The organism is Rhodanobacter sp. OR92 (genome assembly GCF_000427545.1).
Taxonomy (GTDB): Bacteria; Pseudomonadota; Gammaproteobacteria; order Xanthomonadales; family Rhodanobacteraceae; genus Rhodanobacter; species Rhodanobacter denitrificans.
Genome location: NZ_KE386556.1, coordinates 504069 through 525579, shown reverse-complemented (window position 1 = coordinate 525579; position 21511 = coordinate 504069). Strand labels below are relative to the sequence as shown.

The following is a 21511-nucleotide window of genomic DNA, read 5'->3' as shown; positions in this document are numbered from 1 at the left end:
CAGCTTTTCATAAACATGGCATCGACGGCGTCGATGGGGAGATGGGGAACATGAGCAACACCCGGACATTGCGCAGGACCGTGCTCGGCACGGCGCTCGGACTGGCGCTCGCCGCCTTCGGCGGCCCGCAGGCGTACGCGGCCAACAACGACGGTTCGGTGGCCGGTCGCACCCAAGCCGGCGCCACCGTGGTCGTGACCAATCCGGCCACCGGCCTGACCCGCACGATCACCGCCGACAACGACGGCAACTACCGCTTCCCGTTCCTGCCGGTGGGCCAGTACACCATCAGCGCCAGCAGCGGCGGCCAGCCGGTGGGTCCGGCGCGCAACGTCACGGTGGCGCTGGGCACCACCACCACGGTGGACCTGGGCGCGGCAAACGCGACCAGCCTGGCCACCATCAACGTCACCGGCTCGGTGCTGCCGGTGATCGACGTCCGTTCCACCGAGTCGGCCACCATCGTCTCGCGCGCCGACCTGGTGCGCCTGCCGGTCGACCAGAACGTCACCTCGGTGGCGCTGCTGGCGCCCGGCGTGGTCAAGGGCAACGCCGCCTTCGGCGGCATTTCCTTCGGCGGCTCCTCGATCGCCGAGAACGCGTTCTACGTCAACGGCCTCAACGTCACCGACTTCTACAACCGCAACGGCTTCTCCGAAGCGCCGTTCGCGTTCTACGACCAGTTCCAGGTCAAGACCGGCGGCTACTCGGTCGAGTTCGGCCGCACTACCGGCGGCGTGGTCAATGCGGTGGCGCGCTCAGGCACCAACGAGTTCAAGGGTGGCGTGGAGATCACCCTGGAGCCCGGCAACTGGCATTCGCGCGCCGACGATCACTATGACGCCAGCGGCCACCGCTACCTCACCGCCAGCCGCGACCAGGACTCGCTGGTGAAGACGAACATCTGGGCCTCCGGCCCGATCGTCAAGGACAAGCTGTTCATCTTCGCCATGTACGAGGCCCGCGGCAGCAGCCCGCGCAACACCAACAACGCCGGCACCACGCTGACCTCCAACAACTCGGATACCGGCTTCTGGGGCACCACGATCGACTGGAACATCACCGACAGCAACGTGTTGCAGCTGATGGCGTTCTCCGACAAGAACAAGAACACCGGCGACGTCTACAGCTACGACTACGACACCAGCACTATCGGCACCCGCACCAACAAGGTCTTCACCGATACCGGCGGCAAGAACTGGGCGCTGACCTGGACCAGCTACCTCACCAACGACCTGTCGATGAAGCTGATGTACGGCCGCAACGAGCGCGAGGCGTTCACCCGCTCGCAGCTGGACATCGACTGCAACTACGTCTCGGCGAACAATGCGTTCCGGGCGATCCACGATCCGGGCGTGCAGCTGGGCTGCACCAGCAGCTCCACCGTGTACAAACGCAACGACACCCGCAAGCAGGCCCGCGCCGACTTCGAGTGGACGCTGGGCGACCATCTGCTGCGCTTCGGCTACGACCACGAAAACGACACCTCCGACTACAACCGTCACTACGCCGGGCCGGGCGCGTACTACTACAACCTGTACGCCGCCAGCGCCGGCTCCACCATCTCCAACGGCGGCGTGGTGCCGGCCGGCTACGACGCCTACGTGCGCGCACGCCGCTACGAGATCGCCGGCACCTTCACCACCAAGAATGCCGCGTACTACATCGAGGACAACTGGCAGGTGACACCCAGCCTGGTGCTCAACGCCGGCGTGCGCAACGACAGCTTCGACAACCAGGACGCCGCAGGCCGCAGCTACATCAAGATGAGCCGGCAGATCGCGCCGCGGCTGGGCTTCTCCTGGGACATGAAGGGCGACGGCAGCACCAAGCTGTTCGGCAACCTCGGCCGCTACTACCTGCCGGTGGCCAACGTGATCAACATCAAGCAGGCCGGCGGCCTGCTCGACGAGCGCACCTACTACGCGTTCGACGGCTGGGAGTACAAGACCCTCAACGGCGTCGAGTACGCCGTCCCGAAGCTCGGCCCGCAGATCGGCCCGGTCGACAATTCGCAGGGCGACGGCACCGTCGGCGACCTGCGTTCCGAGGTCGACAAGAACATGGATCCGGTCTACCAGGACGAAGCGATCCTGGGCTTCCAGCAGCTGATCACCTCGCAGTGGTCGTGGGGCGTCAGCGCCACCTACCGGCGCCTGCACAACGCGATCGACGACATGGAGATCAGCGCCACCACGCAGTGCGGCGAGAACGGCTACATCGGCTGGGTGATGGCCAACCCTGGCAAGAAGGTCACCGTATGGGGCGACACCAACTGCGACGGCACCCCTGACGGCTACCTCACCGTGGACACCTCCAAGGAAGGCTGGGCGATGTATGACGCCCAGGGCAACTACCTGGGCCAGCGCGGCTGGGTGAAGCCCAAGCGCACCTACGCCGCCGTCGAACTGCAGCTGAACCGCGCGTGGGACGAGAAGTGGGCGATGAACGCCTCGTACACGATGTCGTGGAACCGCGGCAACGCGGAAGGCCCGGTCAACTCGGACACCGACTTCGACGACACCGGCCGCACCGAGAACTTCGACGACCCGTGGGTGAACCTGGGCGGTGACGGCTACCTGCCGAACGACCGCCGCCACCAGTTCAAGCTGCGCGGCACCTATGCGCTCACCCCGCACTGGCAGCTCGGCGCCGACGTGAACGCCGCCTCCGGCGGCCCGATCACCGGCTTCGGCGTGGGCAACCCCTACGACGCCACCAACTACCACAGCTACTTCATCTGCGTGCAGAACTGCGCCTCGCCGGTGTCCGAGAACCGCGTCTACGAACGCTCGCCGCGCGGCAAGTACGGCCGCCTGCCGTGGACCTTCACGCTCAACGCCGGCATCAGCTACATCCAGCCGTTCGATGGCGGCGAGTTCCGGGTGAAGCTGGCCGTCTACAACCTGCTCAACCAGAAGCACACCACGGCGGTGGATCAGGATCTGCAGACGTCCATCTCCAATTCCACCAGCGACACGTTCCGCCAGCCGCTGGGCTTCCAGTCGCCGCGCTTCACCCAGCTGACCATGTCCGTCAACTTCTGATCGTCCTCCCCCGATCGCGGCCCGCGCAACTGCCGGGCCGCTCTTTTTTTGCGGTTTCACCGCAGCAGCAACGGCACCAGGCCATGTCCACGCCAACAACCAGCCGCCCGACGACGACGGCAACTGCCACGCAGGCGGACGACGCCCACCGCCACTTCGACGGGGTCGACCTGCAGGCCCTGGCGCAGCGGATTGGCACGCCCCTGCATGCCTACTCCGCCAGCGCGATCCACCAGCGCATCGGCGAACTCCAGGCCGCGTTGACCGGCCTCGACGCCACCATCTGCTTCGCGGTCAAGGCCAACCCCAACCTCGCCATCCTGCAATTGATGGCGAACGCCGGCGTCGGTGCCGACATCGTCTCGGTCGGCGAGCTGCGCCGCGCGCTCAACGCCGGCATGCCGGCCGAGCGCATCGTGTTCTCCGGCGTCGGCAAGAGCACCGACGAGATCGCCGGCGCGCTGAGCGTCGGCATCATGCGCTTCAACGTCGAATCGCTGGACGAACTGCATACCCTGCAGCGGGTCGCGCAGGCGCAGGAAACGACCGCACGCGCCGCCGTGCGCATCAACCCCGACGTGGACGCGCAGACCCACGCGAAGATCTCCACCGGCAAGTCGGAGAACAAGTTCGGCGTCAGCATCGACGAGGCGCGCCGTTGGTTCGCCGAACGCAGCCAGCTCACCCACGTGCAGCTCGACGGCCTGCACGTGCACATCGGTTCGCAGATCCTCAGCGTCGAACCGTTCCGGCTGGCGCTGCAGCGGGTCGCCGCGTTCTGGCGCGAACTCGAGCAGGCCGGCCATCCGGTCAACAGCATCGACGTCGGCGGCGGACTGGGCGTGTGCTATCGCGCCGGCGTGGACCAGCCGGTGGCCGCGGCCGATTACGTCGGCGCGATCCGCGAGGCGCTGGCCGGCTTCCGCGGCCGCCTGCTGCTGGAACCGGGCCGCTACCTGGTCGCCGAGGCGGGCGTGCTGCTGACCCGGGTGATCCGCGTCAAACCCGGCATCGAACGCACGTTCCTGGTGCTGGACGCGGCGATGAACGACCTGCAGCGGCCCAGCCTGTACGACGCCTGGCACGACATCGTGCCGGTAGCGGACGAGCCGCGCCCGATGGCCACCTACGACATCGTCGGCCCGGTGTGCGAGACCGGCGATACTTTCGCCCGCGCACGCGAACTGCCCGAGTGCGCCGCCGGCGACCTGTTGCTGATCAAGGCCACCGGCGCGTACGGTACGTCGATGGCCTCCACCTACAACTCGCGGCCGCTGGCCGCCGAGGTACTGCTGCAGCGGGGCCGCTACGCCGTGGTGCGGCGGCGCCAGCACTTCGAGGACATGATCGCCGGTGAACAGCCGGCCCGGAACTGGGAAACGCCATGAACACGACTGTCCGCCTCGCCCTCCTCGCCGCCTTGAGCGTCGCCGGGACGCTGCCCGCGCAAGCACAGCAGGATCCGCCGATCACCATCGACACCCATGTCGACATCCCGTTCAACTACATGGGCGAGCCGCGCTTCGACGTCGGGCACGATACCCGCCTGCTGGTCGACCTGGGCAAGATGGAGCGCGGCGGCCTGAACGCGGCGTTCTTCGTGGTCTGGGTGCCGCAGCACCAGCTCGACGCCGCCGGCTACGCCAAGGCGGTGCAACAGGCCAGCCAGAAATACGACGGCATCGGCCGCATGCTGATGATGTATCCCGACCGCATCCGCCTGGCCACCACGCCCGAACAGCTGCTCGCCAACCACAAGGCCGGCCTGCTCTCGGCGACGATCGAGATCGAGAACGCCTACTCGCTCGGCCACGACATCCACCGCCTCGACGCCGCGTTCGATCGCGGCGCGCGCTCCGTCGGCCTGGTCCACGTCGGCAACAACGACCTGTGCACCAGCTCGCTGCCCGATACCGAGCATGGCGAGCCGGCGATGAACGGCGCCGGCGACAAGGGCATGAGCGACTTCGGCCGCGCCGTGGTGAAACGCGCCAACCAGCTCGGCATGCTGGTCGACATCTCCCACGCTTCGGACAACTGCGTGCGCGATGCGCTCAAGCTGTCCAGCACGCCGCTCATCGCCTCGCACTCCGGCGCCCGCGCCGTGCTCGACCACCCGCGCAACCTGCCCGACGACCTGCTGCGCGCGATCGCCGCCAAGGGCGGCGTGATCGACGCCGTGGCCTACAAGGAATTCCTGAAGAAGGACCCGGGCCGCGAGGCCGCCGAAAAGAAACTGCAGAACGCCATCGCCAAGCAGGCCGGCGAGAAGGAGTACGACAGCGACAGCGACGACTACCGGCCGGAGATGGAAGCCGGCATGGCCGAGATCCAGAAAAAATACCCGCTGGCCACCCTGGACGACTACGTGAAGCAGATCCGGCACATGGTGAAGGTGGCCGGCATCGACCACGTCGGCATCGCCTCCGACTTCGACGGCGGCGGCGGCATCACCGGCTGGAAGGACGCCGGCGAAACCCGCAACGTCACCGCGGCGCTGCGCCGCGCCGGTTTCAGCGACGCCGACATCGCCAAGCTGTGGGGCGGCAACCTGCTGCGCGTGTGGGGTGAGGTCGAGCGCCATGCGCAGCGCTGACGCAGCCGCCGTTGACGCATTCGTAGGTTGGGGTGAGCGAAGCGAACCCCAACAAATTCCGCCGCACCGAGAGCATGTTGGGGTTCGCTTCGCTCACCCCAACCTACGTGGACGCCGTTGGCTCTTCGCCACCGCGCTGGTCCTGACGGCCGCCAGCGCCCACGCCGGCACAGCAACACCTGAAACCAGGGCGCTCGACAAGATCGTCGACGCCACCATCGCCCGCTATCACCTGCCCGGCATCGCCGTCGGCGTGATCGAGCACGGCCAGGTCGTCTACGTGCGCACCACCGGCGAGACCGTCGCCGGCTCCGGCCAGCCGATCACCCCGCAGACGCTGTTCAAGATCGCCTCCAACAGCAAGGCGATGACCACCGCCCTGCTCGGCCGGCTGGTCGACCAGGGCAAGTTGCGCTGGGACGATCCGGTGACGAAGTACCTGCCGCAGTTCCGCATGAACGATCCGTGGGTCACCGCGAACATGCGCGTGGCCGACCTGCTCACCCATTCCAGCGGCCTGCCCGAAGGCGGCGGCGACCTGATGCTGTGGCCTGAACCGAACGCGTTCACCCGCGCCGACATCATCCACGGCCTCGCCTTCATCAAGCCCGGCTACAGCTTCCGCGCGCAATACCAGTACGACAACCTGCTCTACGTGGTGGCCGGCGAAGTCGCCGCCGCCGCGGGCGGCGCGCCGTACGAAACGCTGATGCGCCGCGAAGTGTTCGAGCCGCTGCACCTGGACCGCTGCCAGGTCGGCGCGTGGAACCGCGACACGGTGGGCGACGTGGCCACGCCGCATCGCCGCGAGGGCGGCCACAACGTGGCAATACCCGAGGACGCCGCGATTCCCGCGATCACCTCGGCCGCCGCCGGCGGCATCCGCTGCGACCTCACCGACATGCTGGCCTGGGCGCGCAACTGGCTGGTGCCCAGCACGGCGCAGCTGAAGTGGCTGTCGCCGGTGCAACGCGGCGTGCTGCAGGCGCCGCACATGCTGATCCCCGTTTCCGAGCAGCGCCGTGCCTGGGACAACACCCATGTGATGGCCTACGGCCACGGCTGGCGCATGGCCGACGTCGACAGCCAGTGGCTGGTCTGGCACACCGGCACCTTGAACGGCATGTATTCGATGCTGGCGCTGCTGCCGGACCGCAAGAGCGGCTTCGTGTTCATGATCAACGGCGAGGCGGACGATGCGCGCACCGTGCTCGGCGAAATGCTGGTCAAGCACTTCACCGCACCCGACGAACCGCGCGACGTGAACTGGTATGCCGACGCGCTGGAGCGGCAGGCCGCGCAGCGCCCCGCCGGCTCGACCGCCCCGGATACCTCGGCGCAACGGCCGGCCACCACGGCGGAGCTGGCCTCCTGGACCGGCGAATACCGCGACCCGTGGTTCGGCGATGTCTCGTTGTGCCCGCGCGACGGCAAGCTGCGTTTCGCCGCCGCGAAGTCGCCCACGCTGACCGGCACGGTGATGCGCCTGGGCGACCGCTACCTGGTGCATTGGGACAGCGGCGAGCTGGACGCGTGGCTGGATTTCCACGCGGCCACCGCCAGCCAGCCGATCACCTTGCGCATGGCCAAGCTCGACCCGCAAGGCGATTTCAGCTCCGACTACGAAGACCTGGCTTTCCAGCGTCGTGGGGGTTGCCACCGATGATTATCTCGACCCGCCGTCCCCTGCTCCTGCTCGGCTTGCTCGTCGCCCTCGGCGCCACCGGCCGCGCCCATGCCGCGGAGCAACCGCCCACCCTGTCGCCGGCGACGACTGCCGCCGCGGCCAACCTGGTCGATATCCGCAGCCTGGTGCCGGACATGGCCGAGGACATCAAGTACGCCGGCAGCGACAATTTCGTGGGTGCGCCGGTGGACGGCTACCTGGCGCCGAAGTGCCTGCTGCTGCGCCCGGTCGCCGAGGCACTGGCGCGGGTCGAGCACGAACTGCGCACGCAACACCGGCGCCTGAAGATCTGGGATTGCTACCGCCCCGCCCGCGCGGTGGCGCACTTCGTGCGCTGGGCGCACGACCTCGACGATCAGCGCACCAAGCCGCAGCACTACCCCACGCCGGACAAGTCGAAACTGCTCGGCGACTACATCGCGCCGGTCTCCGGCCACAGCCGCGGCGCCACCATCGACCTCACCCTTGAGCGCTGCGCCGCCGACGGCAAGCGCTGCGAAGCGCTGGACATGGGTACCGACTTCGACTTCTTCGACGTGCGCGCACACACCGACGCGCCCGACGTCACCGCGCAGCAACACGCCAACCGCCAGTTGCTGCGCGACGCGATGCGGCGCGAAGGCTTCCGCAACTACCCGATGGAGTGGTGGCACTACACGCTCTCGCCGGAGCCGACGCCGCACACGATCTACGACGTGCCGGTGCAATGACGGCACCACGAACAGGGGGGATTCCGCCATGCCGAAACTGCTTGCTGGCCTCGCACTGACCTTGCTGCTCGGCGGCTGCGCCAGCGGCATCAAGCCGGTCGACCCGATCGACGCACTGATGCAGCGCTATAGCGGCGACGTCCCTGGCGCCTCGCTGCTGGTGCTCAAGGACGGCAAGCCGATCGTGCGCCGCAGCTACGGCCTGGCCAATCTCGAGGACGAAGGCAAAGCCACGCCGGCCACCAACTACCGGCTCGCCTCGGTGAGCAAGCAGTTCACCGCCACGGCGATCCTGCTGCTGGCCGAAAGCGGCCGCCTCAAGCTCGACGATCCGGTGCGCCGCTGGTTACCTTCGCTGCCGGAAACGACGGCCGCGGTCACCCTGCGCCAGTTGCTGACGCACACCGGCGGCCTGGTCGACTACGAGGACCTGATTCCGCCCGGCACCAGCGGACAGGTCAGCGACAACGACGTGCTGCGCCTGCTGTCCGCCACGCCGAAGACTTATTTCGCGCCCGGCACGGCCTACCGCTACAGCAACTCCGGCTACGTGCTGCTCGGCCTGGTGGTGGAGCGCGCCTCCGGCATCAGCCTGCCGCTGTATCTCCGGCAGCACATCTTCCAGCCGCTGCACATGGACCACACCTTGCTGTATGAGCGCGGCGGCCCCGAGGTGGAAAATCGCGCCTACGGCTACAGCGAAGAAAACGGCGGCTGGACGCGCACCGACCAGAGCGTCACCAGCGCCACCCGCGGCGACGGCGGCATCTATTCCTCGATCGACGACCTGGCCAAGTGGGACGCCGCGCTGTACGACGACCGCCTGCTCAGCGCCGCCTCGCGCAAGCTCGCCTTCAGCCCGCACGTGAAGGTCACCGGCGAGCCGTACGAGGCCAGCTACGGCTACGGCTGGCGCATCACCGGCGACACGCTGTGGCACTCCGGCGAGAGCATCGGCTTCCGCAACGTGATCGTGCGCTGGCCGAAGCAACGCCTCACGGTGATCCTGCTCAGCAACCGCAACGAGCCGGAACCGTACCGCACCGCGCTGGCGATCGCCGCGCCGTACCTGCAGTGATGGAGCAAGGAGCCGTCAGCGATGCGTGATCCGTTCGCCCTGCCCCGCCAGCTGCGCCGCGCGGCCCTGCTGGCGCTGCTCGCGCTGCTCGCCGCCTGCGCGCCGCTGCCGCCGCGCAACCCGCTGGCGACCTGGGTGCCGTCGCCGAACCACGACATCCGCCGGCCGGTGCTGATCGTGCTGCACTACACCCAGCAGCAGTCGGTGCAGCAGAGCCTGGACACCCTGCGCACGGCGAACAGCGGCGGGCCGGTGAGCTCGCATTACCTGATCGGCGCCGACGGCCACATCTACCAGCTGGTGGCCGACCAGTTGCGCGCGTGGCATGGCGGCCCCGGGCACTGGGGCACGATCACCGACATCAATTCCGCCTCGATCGGTATCGAACTGGACAACGACGGCGCCACGCCGTTCGCGCAACCGCAGATCGACAGCCTGCTGCGCCTGCTGACCGACCTCAGCACACGGCTGCACATCCCGCGTACGCAGATCATCGGCCACGAGGACCTCGCCCCCGGCCGCAAGGACGACCCCGGCCCGCGCTTCCCGTGGCGGCAACTGGCCGACGCCGGCTACGGCCGCTGGCCGCGCGGCGCACTGATCGATCCGCCTAGCGGCTTCGACCCATGGCTGGCGCTGGCCGCGATCGGCTACCCGCTGGACGACCGCGCCGCCGCGGTACGTGCGTTCCACCATCACTTCCGCGGCATGCAGGGTGACGTGCTGGACGATGAGGACCTGCGCATCCTGTACAACCTCGCGCTGCAGATCACAGCCAGCGACAAGCCAGGCCCAGTTCCGCAACCGGACTGATACCGAAGCGTTCGCCAGCCCCAAACCACATACCTCCGCGGGAGCCACCGGTTCCCATCGACGCTCTAGAACCGCAAGCTTGCTCCCAGATTGAAAGACCGGCCATATCGGTTATAGCCCTGCGACAGCAGCGGGTTGCCGTTGATGCTGTAGGTCTGCGCATCGTCCAGCAGGTTCTGCCCCTGGAGGCTGATGCTGAACATGTCGTTGATTTCGTAGGTCACGTGTGCGGTCAACCAGGTGATCGCAGCGGCCTGGGTGTTGTAGCCGGTGCCGATTACGTTGATCGCCGTGACGAAGCCATCGGTGCGGACCGCGTTGGCGCCCAGCGACCATTTGCCCTTCTCGTACATCACGCCCAGCGAATAGGTCGCCGGGGCGATGCCCTCGAGCGGGCGTTCCTCGCCATTCACCCAGCTGCGCGACCAGTTGCGGGTGTACTGGGCATTCACGCCGAAACCGCTTTCCCAGAAGTGCTGCAGGCCGGCCTCGAGGCCTTTGACCTTGGCGTAATCGCCGTTGATCGGACGCATGACGTTGAACAGGTAACCCGGTACGCCGATGTCCTGGCCCGGCTCCCAGCTGGTGGTGATCTGGTTCTTGATGCGCTTGTAGAACACGGCCACGTTGGCGATGGAATGGTCGGCGAAGTACCACTCCAGCGACATGTCTCCCTGCGCCGCGCTATAGGGCTTCAGGTGCGCATTGCCGCCGTAGACCTGGGTGAACTCGCCCCACGACACGCTCGCGGTGGTGTTGGTCGGCGCGAGCTGGTCGACCGGCGGGCGGGCCATGGTCTTGGCCGCACCCAGGCGCAATTGCAACTGGTCGGTGAAGTGCCAGGTGAAATTCGCCGAAGGCAGCAGGAAGGTGTAGTCGGCGTTCTGGACGACCGGTGTCGGGGCAGCGTACGTTGCCGTGTAGTTGAACGCGCCGTTCTTGGTGATGTTCAGGATCTTGGCATCCCAGGCCTGGGCCCTGGTGTTCGTCTTCACCAGTCGCACGCCGATGTCGCCGTCCCAGCGGTCGCCCGACATGTCCGCCTGCACGTAGAAGGCATCGGTCTTCTCGCGAACCCGGTAGCTTTGCAGCGGGTTCCATTTCGGGCCGGCCAGGGCATAGTTGTACGGCGTGCCGTCCGGACGCAGGTGGCCGTCGTAGGCCTGCAGCCGGGCCAGGTAGTTGGGCACGTCGAAGGCCACGAAGCTGCGCGGGAAGCTGCTGTTCACGTCATCCATGAAGTGCGGCAGGTGGAAGCTGTGCGAGATCACTCCGGCGCCCAGGTCGGCCACGTTGATGGCATTGTTTCCGGAGTAGTAGTCGGCGCCGCCGTTGAGGGTGTTGTTGATCAGGTCGCGCGACTTCCTGCGGTCGGTGCGGGTCGCGCCAAAGCGCAGGCGGTCCACGCCCCAGCGGCCGACCAGCAGGTTGCCAGCCACCGTGCCACCGGTGATCTTGTCCTCGATGTTGTCGCCGCTCAACTCCATGTAATGCGTGTTGAAGTCCGACTCGGTGAACTGGCCGTTGGCCAGGCCCGTGGCAAGGTTGCGGCCGTCGTTGAACTGGACATCGACATTGGGCACCGCATTCGGGCCCAGGGTGATGCGGGCGGTGTTGGGCAGGTTCATGCGCAGGACGGCGTAGGTGTCCTGGCCACCGGAGTGGCGCTTCGAGGTGGAGCGGTACAGATCGCCGGTCAGGGTCAGGTCGGGGGTGACCTTCCACTCGCCGTTGAGGCCGTAAAGGTCGGTGTCGACCACGCGGTATTCGGTCTGGTTCAGCAGTTCCGGATTGAGCCGCAGTTCCGGATCCGGGTTGTTCATGGTGAAGCCGGTGACGATGCCGTTCTGCACGGTGATGTCGGACCAGCGGCCCGGCGCGAACAGCGGATAGTAGGATTGCTGGTAGGCCACGTGCGGCGAGTCGAGGCGGGTTTTCAGGCCGTCCAGCACGATGCGCACGTTGTCGCTCGGATGCCATTCGAACTTGCCGGAGAAGGCGCTGCGCTTCTTGTCCTCCATGATCGAGCCAACCCGGAACTGGCCCGGGGCGATCAGGCCGTATTCGTTCGGATCCAGTACGCCGTTGCCGTTGGGGTCGATGTTGCCGCCCCAGGCGTTGCCCCACCAGTTGGGATCGTTGGGATCCGGGTTCCGGGTCCAGCCGCCATCGTTGCCGGCAATGTCGGTGCGATCCTTGCGATGGGCGTAGACCACGCCCAGCAGCACGCCCATGGTGTCGTTGGCGAAGGTGTTGCTGTAGGTGGCCGAGAGCTTGCTTCCGTTGAGTTCGGACATCAGGTTGCGATCGCCTTCCAGGCGCACGATGCCGTGCTGGCCCTTCTGGTCGAATGGACTGGCCGAGCGCAGATTGACCAGGCCGCCGATGGCCCCTTCGGTCAGTGAGGCCTGAGCGCCCTTGATCACGTCGGCGCCACTGATCACGTCGGCCGGCAATACATCGAAGGCAAAATCGCGGCCGGCGCCGTCGGTGGCCAGGATGCGTCCGTTGAAGGTGGTCAGCGTGAACTCCGGGCCCAGGCCACGTACGCTGACTCTCTGCCCTTCGCCACCGGCAGTACGCGAAATGGACACGCCGGTGATGTGGCTGAGCGAATCGGCCACGTTGTCGTCGGGGAACTTGCCCAGCTCGAGCGCGCTGATCGAATCCTGCACGGTACCGGCGTCGCGCTTGAGTTCGGTCGAGCGCGCCAGGCTGGCGCGCACGCCGGTGACCACCACCGCTCCCAAATCGGTCACGTTGTCGCGCGTCTGCGCCGTTTTATCCGACGGTGACGTCTGCGACTCTTGTGTTGTCTGCGACTCTTGCGTTGCGGGCGCGCTGCCTGGCGTGGCTTGGGACAGGGCTGTCGCAGGCATCAGCAGGGCAAACGCAACTGCATAAAACAGTGTGTTTCGGTGTAGGGGCGCGGTATTCACTGGCTCTCCTCCAGGGGCTAGGCGACGGACCTGCTGACTAAACAACGAAACCGAGCCTATATCATGTTTCGTTATACATCAATAGCGAAATACAACGAAATACGGCATAATTTGGACACCCGCAGGAATCCCCCCATGACCGCCACCCGCGACACCAGTCAACGACGCCTCCAGATCAGCGAACTCGTCCGCCAGCATGGCAGCGTCCAGGTCACCAGCCTTGCTCACCGCTTCGGTGTGAGCGCGCAGACCGTGCGCAAAGATCTTCGTTATCTGGCCGAACGCGGAGTCATGGCGCGGGCCTATGGCGGGGCGATCGACAGTGGCGTGATGAACGGTGCCTCGGCCGAGCCCAACTACGAAGCGAAATGCACCACCCACCTGGATGAGAAACGTCGCATAGGCGCTTGCGCCGCGGCACTGATCAAGCCCGGAGACACGGTCGTCATCGACTCGGGTACCACGGCCATCCAATTGGCCGAAGCGGTTCAGGACATCGACATCACCGTGGTCACCAACGACTACGGCGTGCTGACTGCGCTTGCCCCCAAGAACAACATCACCATCGTCATGCTCGGCGGGGAGCTGCGACGCCGCAGCATGGCGTTCTATGGAGGGCTGACCGTCGAAGCGCTGGACGCGCTGCATGTAGACAAGCTGTTCCTCGGCGTGGATGGCTTCGACCTGGAGCGCGGCATCACCACCCATTACGAGCCCGAGGCGCTGCTCAACCGCAAGATGGTGGAGACCGCCCGCCTGGTCATTGCCATCACGGACAGCTCGAAGTTCGGCAAGATCTGTCTGCATCGCATCATCCCCGTTGCCGCGTTGAACATGCTGATCACGGACACCGGTGCGCCGGAGGAAATCATCCAGGCCAGCCAGCAACTCGGTTTCGAGCTGAAGCTGGCGTAAGCCCTTCAGTCGACCGGCCTGGGCACAGCAAAGACGCGCACGGCGTTGGCGTAGTAGATCTTGTCCACCACCGCGCGCGGCAACGCGAGACCCGGCACATCGGCGTCGATCATGTCCACCCGCTGGGTTTCGCCGGTCGCCAGATAGCGCCAGTCGGAGCTCCATACCCGATGCGCCTCGCGCCTGAATTCCGCGGGATCGGCGTCCGCGGCAAAGGTCAGGTCGGTGCCGTACAGCACCCGGTCCTGGTAGCGGATGAAGAAGTTCCTCACCTTCTCGCGATCGCGCACCGACTGGTATTGCACCTGGCTCATGCGTGCGGCCATGTCGACGGTGGCGTTGGGGAAGCGGTCGAGGAACGCGGCGATCCGGTCGACGTCGTACTCCAGGCTGGCCAGGTGCGCGCCGACGAAGCGCAGCTTCGGATGCGCGGCGACGAAGCGGTCGCGCTCGCGCATCAGCTCTTCGTAGCTCGGCTGATCCGGGTGCAGGTACATGTAGTACTGCGGATGCTTGCTGAAGTACTCGCGGTCGTTGTCGGTGGTCATCTGGTCGAGCGGCAGCCAGCAGTTGCGCGGCTCCCCCTGGTGGTCGATCAGGGCCACGCCGAGCGCGCGGACCTGCTCGGCCACGGGCGCCAGGCCCGGATCGTCGAGCATGATCAGCTTGCCGTCGGCGTTCTTCTCCACCAGTCCCACGTTCTTCCAGATCTTCACCGCGAGCGCCCCCTTGGCCACATCCCGGGCCAGGCTCGCGTTGACCCGTTCGGTCCAGCCCGGCGTACCGAAGCCCTTCATGGAAAACGTGGTGGCCCAATGGAAATGCTGCGGATCCTTCGCTGCAAGGGTCAGGGCGATGGCGTGCTGCCGTTCCAGGCTGGGGAAGTCCGGATAGTCGACGTTGATCGACAGCAATTCGAAGCCGTCCGCGCGGGCCTGCTCGAGGAACGCCGTGTTCGGGTTGTTGGCGTGGACGTGGGCGTCGTATTTGCGCACACGGGTGAAGTCCGCCATGGAATAGCTGTGCGCAACGGCGGCGGTGTCCGCCGTTTTCGACAGAGGCGAAGTGGCGGCAACGGAAAGTGAGATCGCTACCGCGACCAGGCCCATCATCATGCGGCGGAGCACCATGCTCATCTTATCACCAGTAATATAACGAAACTATTTCACACCATATCGAAACGAAACGCTTGCAGCAATACCTGGAACTGACGCAGAATCGGAACAACACCTCGACTGGAGCCCATCATGCCCCCGATTGGACGACGCACCGTATTGAAGCTCTTTGCCGGCAGCGTGGCGGGTGGCGTGGCCTGGGCCTCCCTGCCGAAGGCGCTGGCAGCTCCGCTCCGCGGCAGCAAGCGCGCCAGCGGGGATGGCGGTGCCGGTGTCGTGGTCCGGGACGCGGTCCTGGCGATTGCGTTCGACCGCAAGCTGCACACCAGCCTCGTGACCCACGGCAAGCCGCTGACGCCCTATCAACCCAGCGAAAGCCTGTTGCTGACCGACGGCTCGGTCGAGGACTTCGCCATCACCGGCCACAAGGAACAGCCGATCACGGACGCGCGCCACGGCACTGGCCGTCAGTCGATCACGACCGGACGCTCCAGCCGCCACCTCGAGAAGGAGGTGGCGGTGACATTCTTCGACAACCTGCCCGGCATGGCCGTGGTGCAGACCCGCTACCGCAACCACGGTACCGCCGCCTTGCAGGTCGCCGGCTGGCGCAACGCCGCGCATGAACTGGACGACGCGCCCGGCGGGTTCTGGACCTTCGCCGGCGCGACCCACACCGACCGCCGCGACTGGGTACGCCCGCTTGCCGACGGGTTCGACCAGCGCAACGCGCTGGGCATGGACTCGTCCGACTACGGCGGCGGCATCCCGATGGCCGATATCTGGCGCCGCGACGTCGGCCTGGCCGTCGGCCACGTGGAACCGGTGGCGCGTGCGCTGGACCTGCCGGTGCACAGGACCGCCGACGGCGCGCACATCGCGGTCGAGTCGCCGCAGGCCTCCACCCTGGCCCCGGGCCAGACGCTGGTCACCGAACGCACCTGGCTTGCCGTGCATACCGGCGACTATTTCGCGCCGCTGCAGCAGTACCGGCAGTACATGCAGGCCGAGGGCCTCGTCGCGCCGCTGGCGCCGGAATCGGCCTTCGCGCCGGTCTGGTGCACGTGGGGCTACGGGCGCGACTTCAACATCAAGCAGATCATGGACACCGTGCCCAAGGCCCGCGAACTGGGCTTCGGGTGGGTGGTGCTGGACGATGGCTGGCAGACCAACGAGGGCGACTGGCGCATCGACACGCGCAAGTTCCCCCGCGGCGACGCCGACATGCGTGACTTCACCGCGAAGGTGCGCAGCCAGGGCATGCATCCACGCCTGTGGATAGCGCCGCTGGCCGCCGACCCGGGCAGCGACGTGCTGCACGACCACGTCGACATGTTGCTGCTGGACAAGAACGGCGCTTACCAGACCATCACCTGGTGGAATGCGCTGACCCAGTGCCCGGCTTACCAGCCGACCATCGATTACTACGTGGCGCTGGTGAAGAAGGTGATCGGCGACTGGGGCTTCGAGGGCATCAAGTTCGATGGCCAGCACCTCAACGCCGTGGCGCCCTGCTACAACCCCGCACACAAGCATGCCCATCCCACTGATTCGGTCGAGGGACTGGCCACGTTCTGGAGCGCCATCCACCGGGCCGCGCACGAGGCCAACCCGCAGGCGGTGGTCGAGCTGTGTCCCTGCGGCACCGTCTTCGCCTTCCACAACCTGCCGGCCACCGACCAGTACCCCGCGTCCGATCCGTTGTCCTCGTGGCAGGTGCGCAGCAAGGGCAAGACCATGAAGGCGCTGATGGGCTCCCGCAGCAGCTATGCCGGCGACCACGTGGAACTGTCCGATGGTGGCGACGACTTCGCATCCACCGTCGGCATCGGTGCGGTGGTCTCCTCCAAGTTCACCTGGCCAAGGGACACCGAGCATCCCGCCGAACCCCTGCCACCGGGCGGCTACAAGCTCACCACCGAGAAGGAGATGCTCTGGCGCAAGTGGGTGGCCCTGTACAAGCAGCACATGCTGCCCAAGGGCGAGTACCTGGGCACGCTGTACGACATCGGCTTCGACAAGCCCGAGGCGCACGCCATCGCCAAGGACGGAGCGATGTACTACGCCTTCTACGCCGAGAGCTTCAATGGATCGGTGCAACTGCGCGGCCTCGGCGCCGGCCGCTACCGCGTGCGCGATCTGTTCAACGAGGTCGACCTGGGCGAAGTGGCGGCGTCCGACGCGACGCTGCGGGTAGCGTTCAAGCGCTTCGTGCTGCTGCGGGCCACGCCGCTGGCGGCTCACGCATGAGCACTTCGGTGATCGATGCCGCCGCCGCGCCAAGCCGCCGTCCGTGGCTGGCTTTTGCCCTGGCGACCGTCGCACTGTGGGGCGTGTGGGGTGCGTTGTCGCCGCTGTCGTCGCAGCACGGCTTCCCCGACACGCTGGTGTACTGCGTGTGGGCGCTGACCATGATTCCGCCGGCGCTGTACATCCTCTGGCGCAGCGGCTGGGTGCTGGAGCGTTCGCCGCGCGCGGTGATCTACGGACTGACCATCGGCCTGCTTGGCGCCGGCGGACAGATGCTGCTGTTCCACACCCTGACCATCGGGCCGGCCTACTTCGTGTTCCCGATCATCGCGTTGTCGCCGGTGATCACCATCGCCTTGTCATTCCTCCTGCTGCGCGAGCGCACCGGCTGGACGGGCACGCTGGGCATCGCGCTGGCGCTGCTGGCGCTGCCGATGATGGACCTGTCGTTCGGCGGCGGCACGAGCGGAGGACTGGGCTGGTTCCTGCAATCGCTGCTGATCATGCTGGCCTGGGGCCTGCAGGCCTACTTCATGCGCCTGGCCAACAACACCGTGCGCGCCGAGAGCATCTTCTTTTACATGACCCTGGGCGCACTGCTGCTGGCGCCGGTGGCGCTGGCCATGACCGACTGGGCGCAGCCGGTCAACATGGGCCTGGACGGACCGTGGATGACCGCGGCGATCCAGCTGCTCAACGCCGTCGGCGCGCTGACCCTGGTTTACGCCTTCCGCTACGGCAAGGCGATCGTGATCGCGCCACTGACCAATGCCGGCGCCCCACTGGTGACTGCCGTGCTGGCATTGCTGTTCGCCAGCGTCGTGCCGGGCCCGCTGAAAATGGTTGGCCTGGTGCTGGCCCTGATCGCCTCGCTGCTGCTGGTGCTCGAACCCGAGCCCGAGCGCGACTCACCCGCTCCACTCCCCTGAATGGATTCGTCCCCATGGATGTTCTGCTCGACCTCATCGCGCGACACAAGCAGGGACACGCCAGCGGCGTGACCTCGATCTGCTCGGCGCATCCCATCGTCATCGAAGCCAGCCTGCGCCACGCGCAACGCAGCGGGCAGGCGTTCGTGCTGTTCGAGGCGACCTGCAACCAGGTCAACCAGGACGGCGGCTACACCGGCATGACGCCCGCCGACTTCGTCGCCTTCGTCCACGCCATCGCCGACCGCGTCGGCTTCGACCATGCGCGCATCGCTTTGGGCGGCGACCACCTGGGGCCCAACCCGTGGACGTCGCTGGACGCCGCAGCAGCGATGGACAAGGCCGAGGTGATGGTGGGCGCCTATGTGGCCGCCGGTTTCCGCAAGATCCACCTGGACTGCTCGATGGCCTGCCGCGGCGATCCCGAGCCGCTGCCGGAAGCCGAGATCGTGCGCCGCGCGGTGCGCCTGTGCCGGGCCGCCGAAGCCGCCCACGCCGGGGCGGGCGACGAGGCGCCGGTGTACGTGATCGGCACCGAGGTGCCGGTACCGGGCGGTGCGACCGAGTCCATCGATGGCCTGGCCGTGACTAAGCCGCAGGCCGCGCTGGCCACGATCGAGGCGCATCGCCAGGCGTTCATCGCCGCGGGACTGGCATCGGCCTGGCAGCGGGTGATTGCCTCGGTGGTGCAACCCGGCGTGGAGTTCGACCACCACGACGTGGTGGACTACCAGCCGCAGAAAGCGCATGAGCTGAGCGAAGCCATCACCGGCGCACCGGGCATGGTGTTCGAGGCGCATTCGACCGACTACCAGACCCGCGATGCCTTGGGATCGCTGGTGCGCGACCACTTCGCCATCCTCAAGGTCGGGCCTGGCCTGACCTTCGCCCTGCGCGAGGCATTCTGGGCACTGGATGCGATCGAGCAGGAGTGGATCGAGGATGCCCGCCGCGCGCGCCTGCGCGAGGTGGTGCTGGCGCGCATGCGCGAGCAGCCCGGTTACTGGCAGCGCTACTACCACAGCCGGGACCATGCGCTGACCGTGGACCTGCAGTACAGCCTCAGCGACCGCATCCGCTACTACTGGCCCGACCCGGCGATCGAGCAGGCCCGCCAGCGCCTGTTCGACAACCTGCGCGCGAACCCGCCGCCGATCCCGCTGATCAGCCAGTTCCTGCCGCATGCGCTGCACGCCCTGCGCATCGGCAGCGCGACGCGCGACCCGCTGTCCCTGACCATGGCACACGTCAGTGCCGCACTCGACGACTACCACCATGCATGCCATGACCATGACACCCACTGAGTACCTGGGCCTGACCGAGCCCGACCTGATCGCCACCGGCGCGATCTGGACCGCGCGCGAAATCGAGCAGCAACCGCAGATGCTGCAGCGGACCCATGCCCTGGTGGCCAGGCTGCACGCGAAGATCCGGGCCTTTGCCGCACCGCTGATCGACAACCCTGCCGCACGGGTGATCCTGACCGGCGCCGGCAGTTCCTCCTATATCGGCCAGTGCGTGGCGCCGCTGCTGAACCGTATGCTGGCCGCGCGCGTGGACGCGGTGCCGACCACCGACATCGTGTGTGCCCCGTCGTTGTACCTGGACCCGGAGCAGCCGCTGCTGCTGGTTTCCTTCGGCCGTTCCGGCAACAGCCCCGAAAGCCTGGCGGCGGTGGAGCTCGCCGAATCGCTGGTGCGCGAGGTGCGCCACCTGCTGATTGTCTGCAACGCCGACGGTGCGCTGGGCAAAGTGCCAGCGGCCAACGCAATGACCCTGCTGCTGCCGGCCGAGACCCACGACACCGGCTTCGCCATGACCTCCAGCTTCAGCTGCATGATGTACGCCGTCGTGGCCGCGCTACTGCCGGCCGGCACCATGGATGGGCGCATCGGCGCCATCGCCGGCGCCACCGGACGGGTCATCGGGGAATCACTGCCGCTGCTGCACGAACTGGCGCTCGGCCGGTACGATCGTGTCGTCTATCTGGGCAGCGGCGTATTGCAGGGTTTGGCCCGCGAGGCGTCGCTGAAACTGGGCGAGTTGACCAACGGCGCGGTGGCGACCTGCTTCGACTCGCCGCTGGGCTTCCGCCACGGCCCCAAGACCTTCATCACCGGGCGCACCCTGGTGATGGTTTTCGTGTCCAACGACGAACTTACCCGCCGCTACGATCTGGATCTGGTGGACGAACTGCGGCGCGACGGGTGCGCGACGCGCATCGTCGAGGTGAGCGCACGGCCGCGCACGGCGTCGGGCGCCGACGGCATCACGGTGCCCGCGATGGCCGGCGCCGTCGATCTGGACCTGCTGTGGCCCTGCGTCGCCATCGCGCAGATCCATGCCTTCCTCCGCGCACGCGCCATGGGCGTGGCCCCCGACAATCCCAACCCCGCGGGCGTGGTGAACCGCGTCGTCCAGGGCGTACGCCTGTACGTGACGAACGCATGAATCCGGTGGCTTACCTTGGCGTGGACGGCGGCGGAACGAGGACCCGCTTTGCCCTGATCGACGGCGACGGCCGCTTGCTTGGCGAGGCGGAGCTCGGCACGACTTACCATCCCCATGTCGGCCTGGATGGCGTGCATGCCGTCCTGGCTGAAGGCGTGGCCAGCGTGCTCGGCGCAGCCGGCCTGACGCTGGCCGACATCGGTTACGCCTTCTTCGGACTGCCCGCCTACGGCGAGGACAGCCGCGCCACGGCACAGCTGCAAGCATGTCCCGCGGCGGTCCTGGGCCACCATCGCTACGCTTGCGACAACGACATGGTCTGCGGCTGGGCCGGCTCGCTGGCCTGTACCGACGGCATCAACATCGTGGCCGGCACCGGCTCGATCGGCTACGGCCAGCGCCGCGGCATCGCGGCGCGCGCCGGCGGCTGGGGCGAGGCGTTTTCCGATGAAGGCTCGGCTTACTGGATCGCCATGCGCGGGCTCAACGCCTACTCGCGCATGAGCGACGGACGCCTGCCCAAGGGTCCGCTGCACGCCATCCTCAATGCACATTTCCAGCTCGACAACGACCTGGACATCTGCGCCCATGTTTACGGCGGCAAGGCCTACGCCCGCGGCGAACTGGCTCAACTGTCGTGCCAGGTGGCGGAGGCCGCGCGAGCCGGCGATGCCGTCGCCGCGAACATTTTCCGCGACGCCGGCCAGGAACTGGCTCGAATCTGCGACACGCTGCGCCTGGCGCTGCGCTTCGAAGCGGACGAACCCGTGCCGGTTTCCTGGTCCGGCGGCGCGTTCAATGCCGGCGAACTGCTGCTGGCGCCGCTGCGCGATGCGCTTTCCGCCGCCAGCCCGCATTTCGACATGCGGCCCCCGCAGCACGTACCTCACTACGGCGCCGCACTCTATGCGGCCATGCTCGCGCACCATCCGGTGCACGCAGCGCACGGGGTTTCCACTGCCCCTTGATCGAGGTCGGCCT

15 protein-coding genes are annotated in these 21511 nt (G+C 67.1%); 13 read left to right on the top strand and 2 right to left on the bottom strand.

Annotated features, from left to right (window positions below; genetic code table 11):
• Positions 1 to 50 precede the first annotated feature (50 nt).
• The 7 genes from RHOOR92_RS0114005 (at position 51) to RHOOR92_RS0113975 (ending at position 9931) form a co-directional block, all read left to right on the top strand.
• The gene (locus RHOOR92_RS0114005; protein ID WP_027490540.1) at positions 51 to 3047 is read left to right on the top strand and encodes a TonB-dependent receptor; all 2997 of its coding nucleotides are present in this window, start codon (positions 51 to 53) and stop codon (positions 3045 to 3047) included.
• A gap of 83 nt (positions 3048 to 3130) precedes the next feature.
• A complete protein-coding gene (lysA, locus tag RHOOR92_RS0114000; protein WP_027490539.1) occupies positions 3131 to 4435 on the top strand; it encodes a diaminopimelate decarboxylase in 1305 nt (434 codons plus the stop codon).
• Complete coding sequence (locus RHOOR92_RS0113995; RefSeq protein WP_027490538.1) at positions 4432 to 5643, top strand: dipeptidase; 1212 nt, start codon at positions 4432 to 4434, stop codon at positions 5641 to 5643. Before lysA ends, RHOOR92_RS0113995 begins: the two co-directional genes overlap by 4 nt.
• Positions 5630 to 7309 carry a serine hydrolase gene (locus RHOOR92_RS0113990; protein WP_027490537.1) on the top strand — a complete coding sequence of 560 codons (1680 nt, stop codon included), beginning with the start codon at positions 5630 to 5632 and terminating at the stop codon, positions 7307 to 7309. The genes RHOOR92_RS0113995 and RHOOR92_RS0113990 overlap by 14 nt, the downstream gene beginning before the upstream one ends.
• Positions 7306 to 8040 (top strand): M15 family metallopeptidase, encoded by a 735-nt coding sequence (locus RHOOR92_RS0113985; RefSeq protein WP_027490536.1) that lies wholly within the window; start codon positions 7306 to 7308, stop codon positions 8038 to 8040. Before RHOOR92_RS0113990 ends, RHOOR92_RS0113985 begins: the two co-directional genes overlap by 4 nt.
• Positions 8041 to 8068: 28 nt before the next feature.
• Positions 8069 to 9118, top strand: coding sequence for a serine hydrolase domain-containing protein (locus tag RHOOR92_RS0113980; protein WP_027490535.1), 1050 nt, complete (start codon positions 8069 to 8071; stop codon positions 9116 to 9118).
• Between the two features lie 21 nt (positions 9119 to 9139).
• The gene (locus RHOOR92_RS0113975) at positions 9140 to 9931 is read left to right on the top strand and encodes an N-acetylmuramoyl-L-alanine amidase (protein WP_027490534.1); all 792 of its coding nucleotides are present in this window, start codon (positions 9140 to 9142) and stop codon (positions 9929 to 9931) included.
• A 65-nt stretch (positions 9932 to 9996) separates the two neighbouring features.
• Here the strand turns inward: RHOOR92_RS0113975 and RHOOR92_RS0113970 are convergent, their stop codons facing one another.
• The gene (locus tag RHOOR92_RS0113970; protein ID WP_231378393.1) at positions 9997 to 12690 is read right to left on the bottom strand and encodes a TonB-dependent receptor; all 2694 of its coding nucleotides are present in this window, start codon (positions 12688 to 12690) and stop codon (positions 9997 to 9999) included.
• Between the two features lie 315 nt (positions 12691 to 13005).
• Between RHOOR92_RS0113970 and agaR the strand changes: the two genes are divergently transcribed.
• Complete coding sequence (agaR, locus tag RHOOR92_RS0113965) at positions 13006 to 13785, top strand: transcriptional repressor AgaR (protein WP_007509667.1); 780 nt, start codon at positions 13006 to 13008, stop codon at positions 13783 to 13785.
• A 5-nt stretch (positions 13786 to 13790) separates the two neighbouring features.
• Here the strand turns inward: agaR and RHOOR92_RS0113960 are convergent, their stop codons facing one another.
• A complete protein-coding gene (locus tag RHOOR92_RS0113960) occupies positions 13791 to 14921 on the bottom strand; it encodes an amidohydrolase family protein (RefSeq protein ID WP_007509669.1) in 1131 nt (376 codons plus the stop codon).
• A gap of 111 nt (positions 14922 to 15032) precedes the next feature.
• Here RHOOR92_RS0113960 and RHOOR92_RS0113955 point away from each other — a divergent pair, with 111 nt between their 5' ends.
• Genes RHOOR92_RS0113955 through RHOOR92_RS0113935 form a run of 5 tightly spaced genes read left to right on the top strand, consistent with a single transcriptional unit; the run spans position 15033 to position 21498 of the window.
• Positions 15033 to 17150, top strand: coding sequence for a glycoside hydrolase family 36 protein (locus RHOOR92_RS0113955; protein ID WP_027490532.1), 2118 nt, complete (start codon positions 15033 to 15035; stop codon positions 17148 to 17150).
• Entirely contained in the window at positions 17147 to 18079 is a 933-nt protein-coding gene (locus RHOOR92_RS0113950; protein WP_027490531.1) for a DMT family transporter, read from the top strand. Before RHOOR92_RS0113955 ends, RHOOR92_RS0113950 begins: the two co-directional genes overlap by 4 nt.
• A gap of 14 nt (positions 18080 to 18093) precedes the next feature.
• A complete protein-coding gene (locus RHOOR92_RS0113945; RefSeq protein ID WP_027490530.1) occupies positions 18094 to 19383 on the top strand; it encodes a D-tagatose-bisphosphate aldolase, class II, non-catalytic subunit in 1290 nt (429 codons plus the stop codon).
• On the top strand, positions 19370 to 20530 hold the full coding sequence (locus RHOOR92_RS0113940; RefSeq protein WP_007509673.1) for an SIS domain-containing protein: 1161 nt from the start codon (positions 19370 to 19372) through the stop codon (positions 20528 to 20530). Before RHOOR92_RS0113945 ends, RHOOR92_RS0113940 begins: the two co-directional genes overlap by 14 nt.
• Entirely contained in the window at positions 20527 to 21498 is a 972-nt protein-coding gene (locus RHOOR92_RS0113935; RefSeq protein WP_007509674.1) for a BadF/BadG/BcrA/BcrD ATPase family protein, read from the top strand. The genes RHOOR92_RS0113940 and RHOOR92_RS0113935 overlap by 4 nt, the downstream gene beginning before the upstream one ends.
• Positions 21499 to 21511 lie beyond the last annotated feature (13 nt).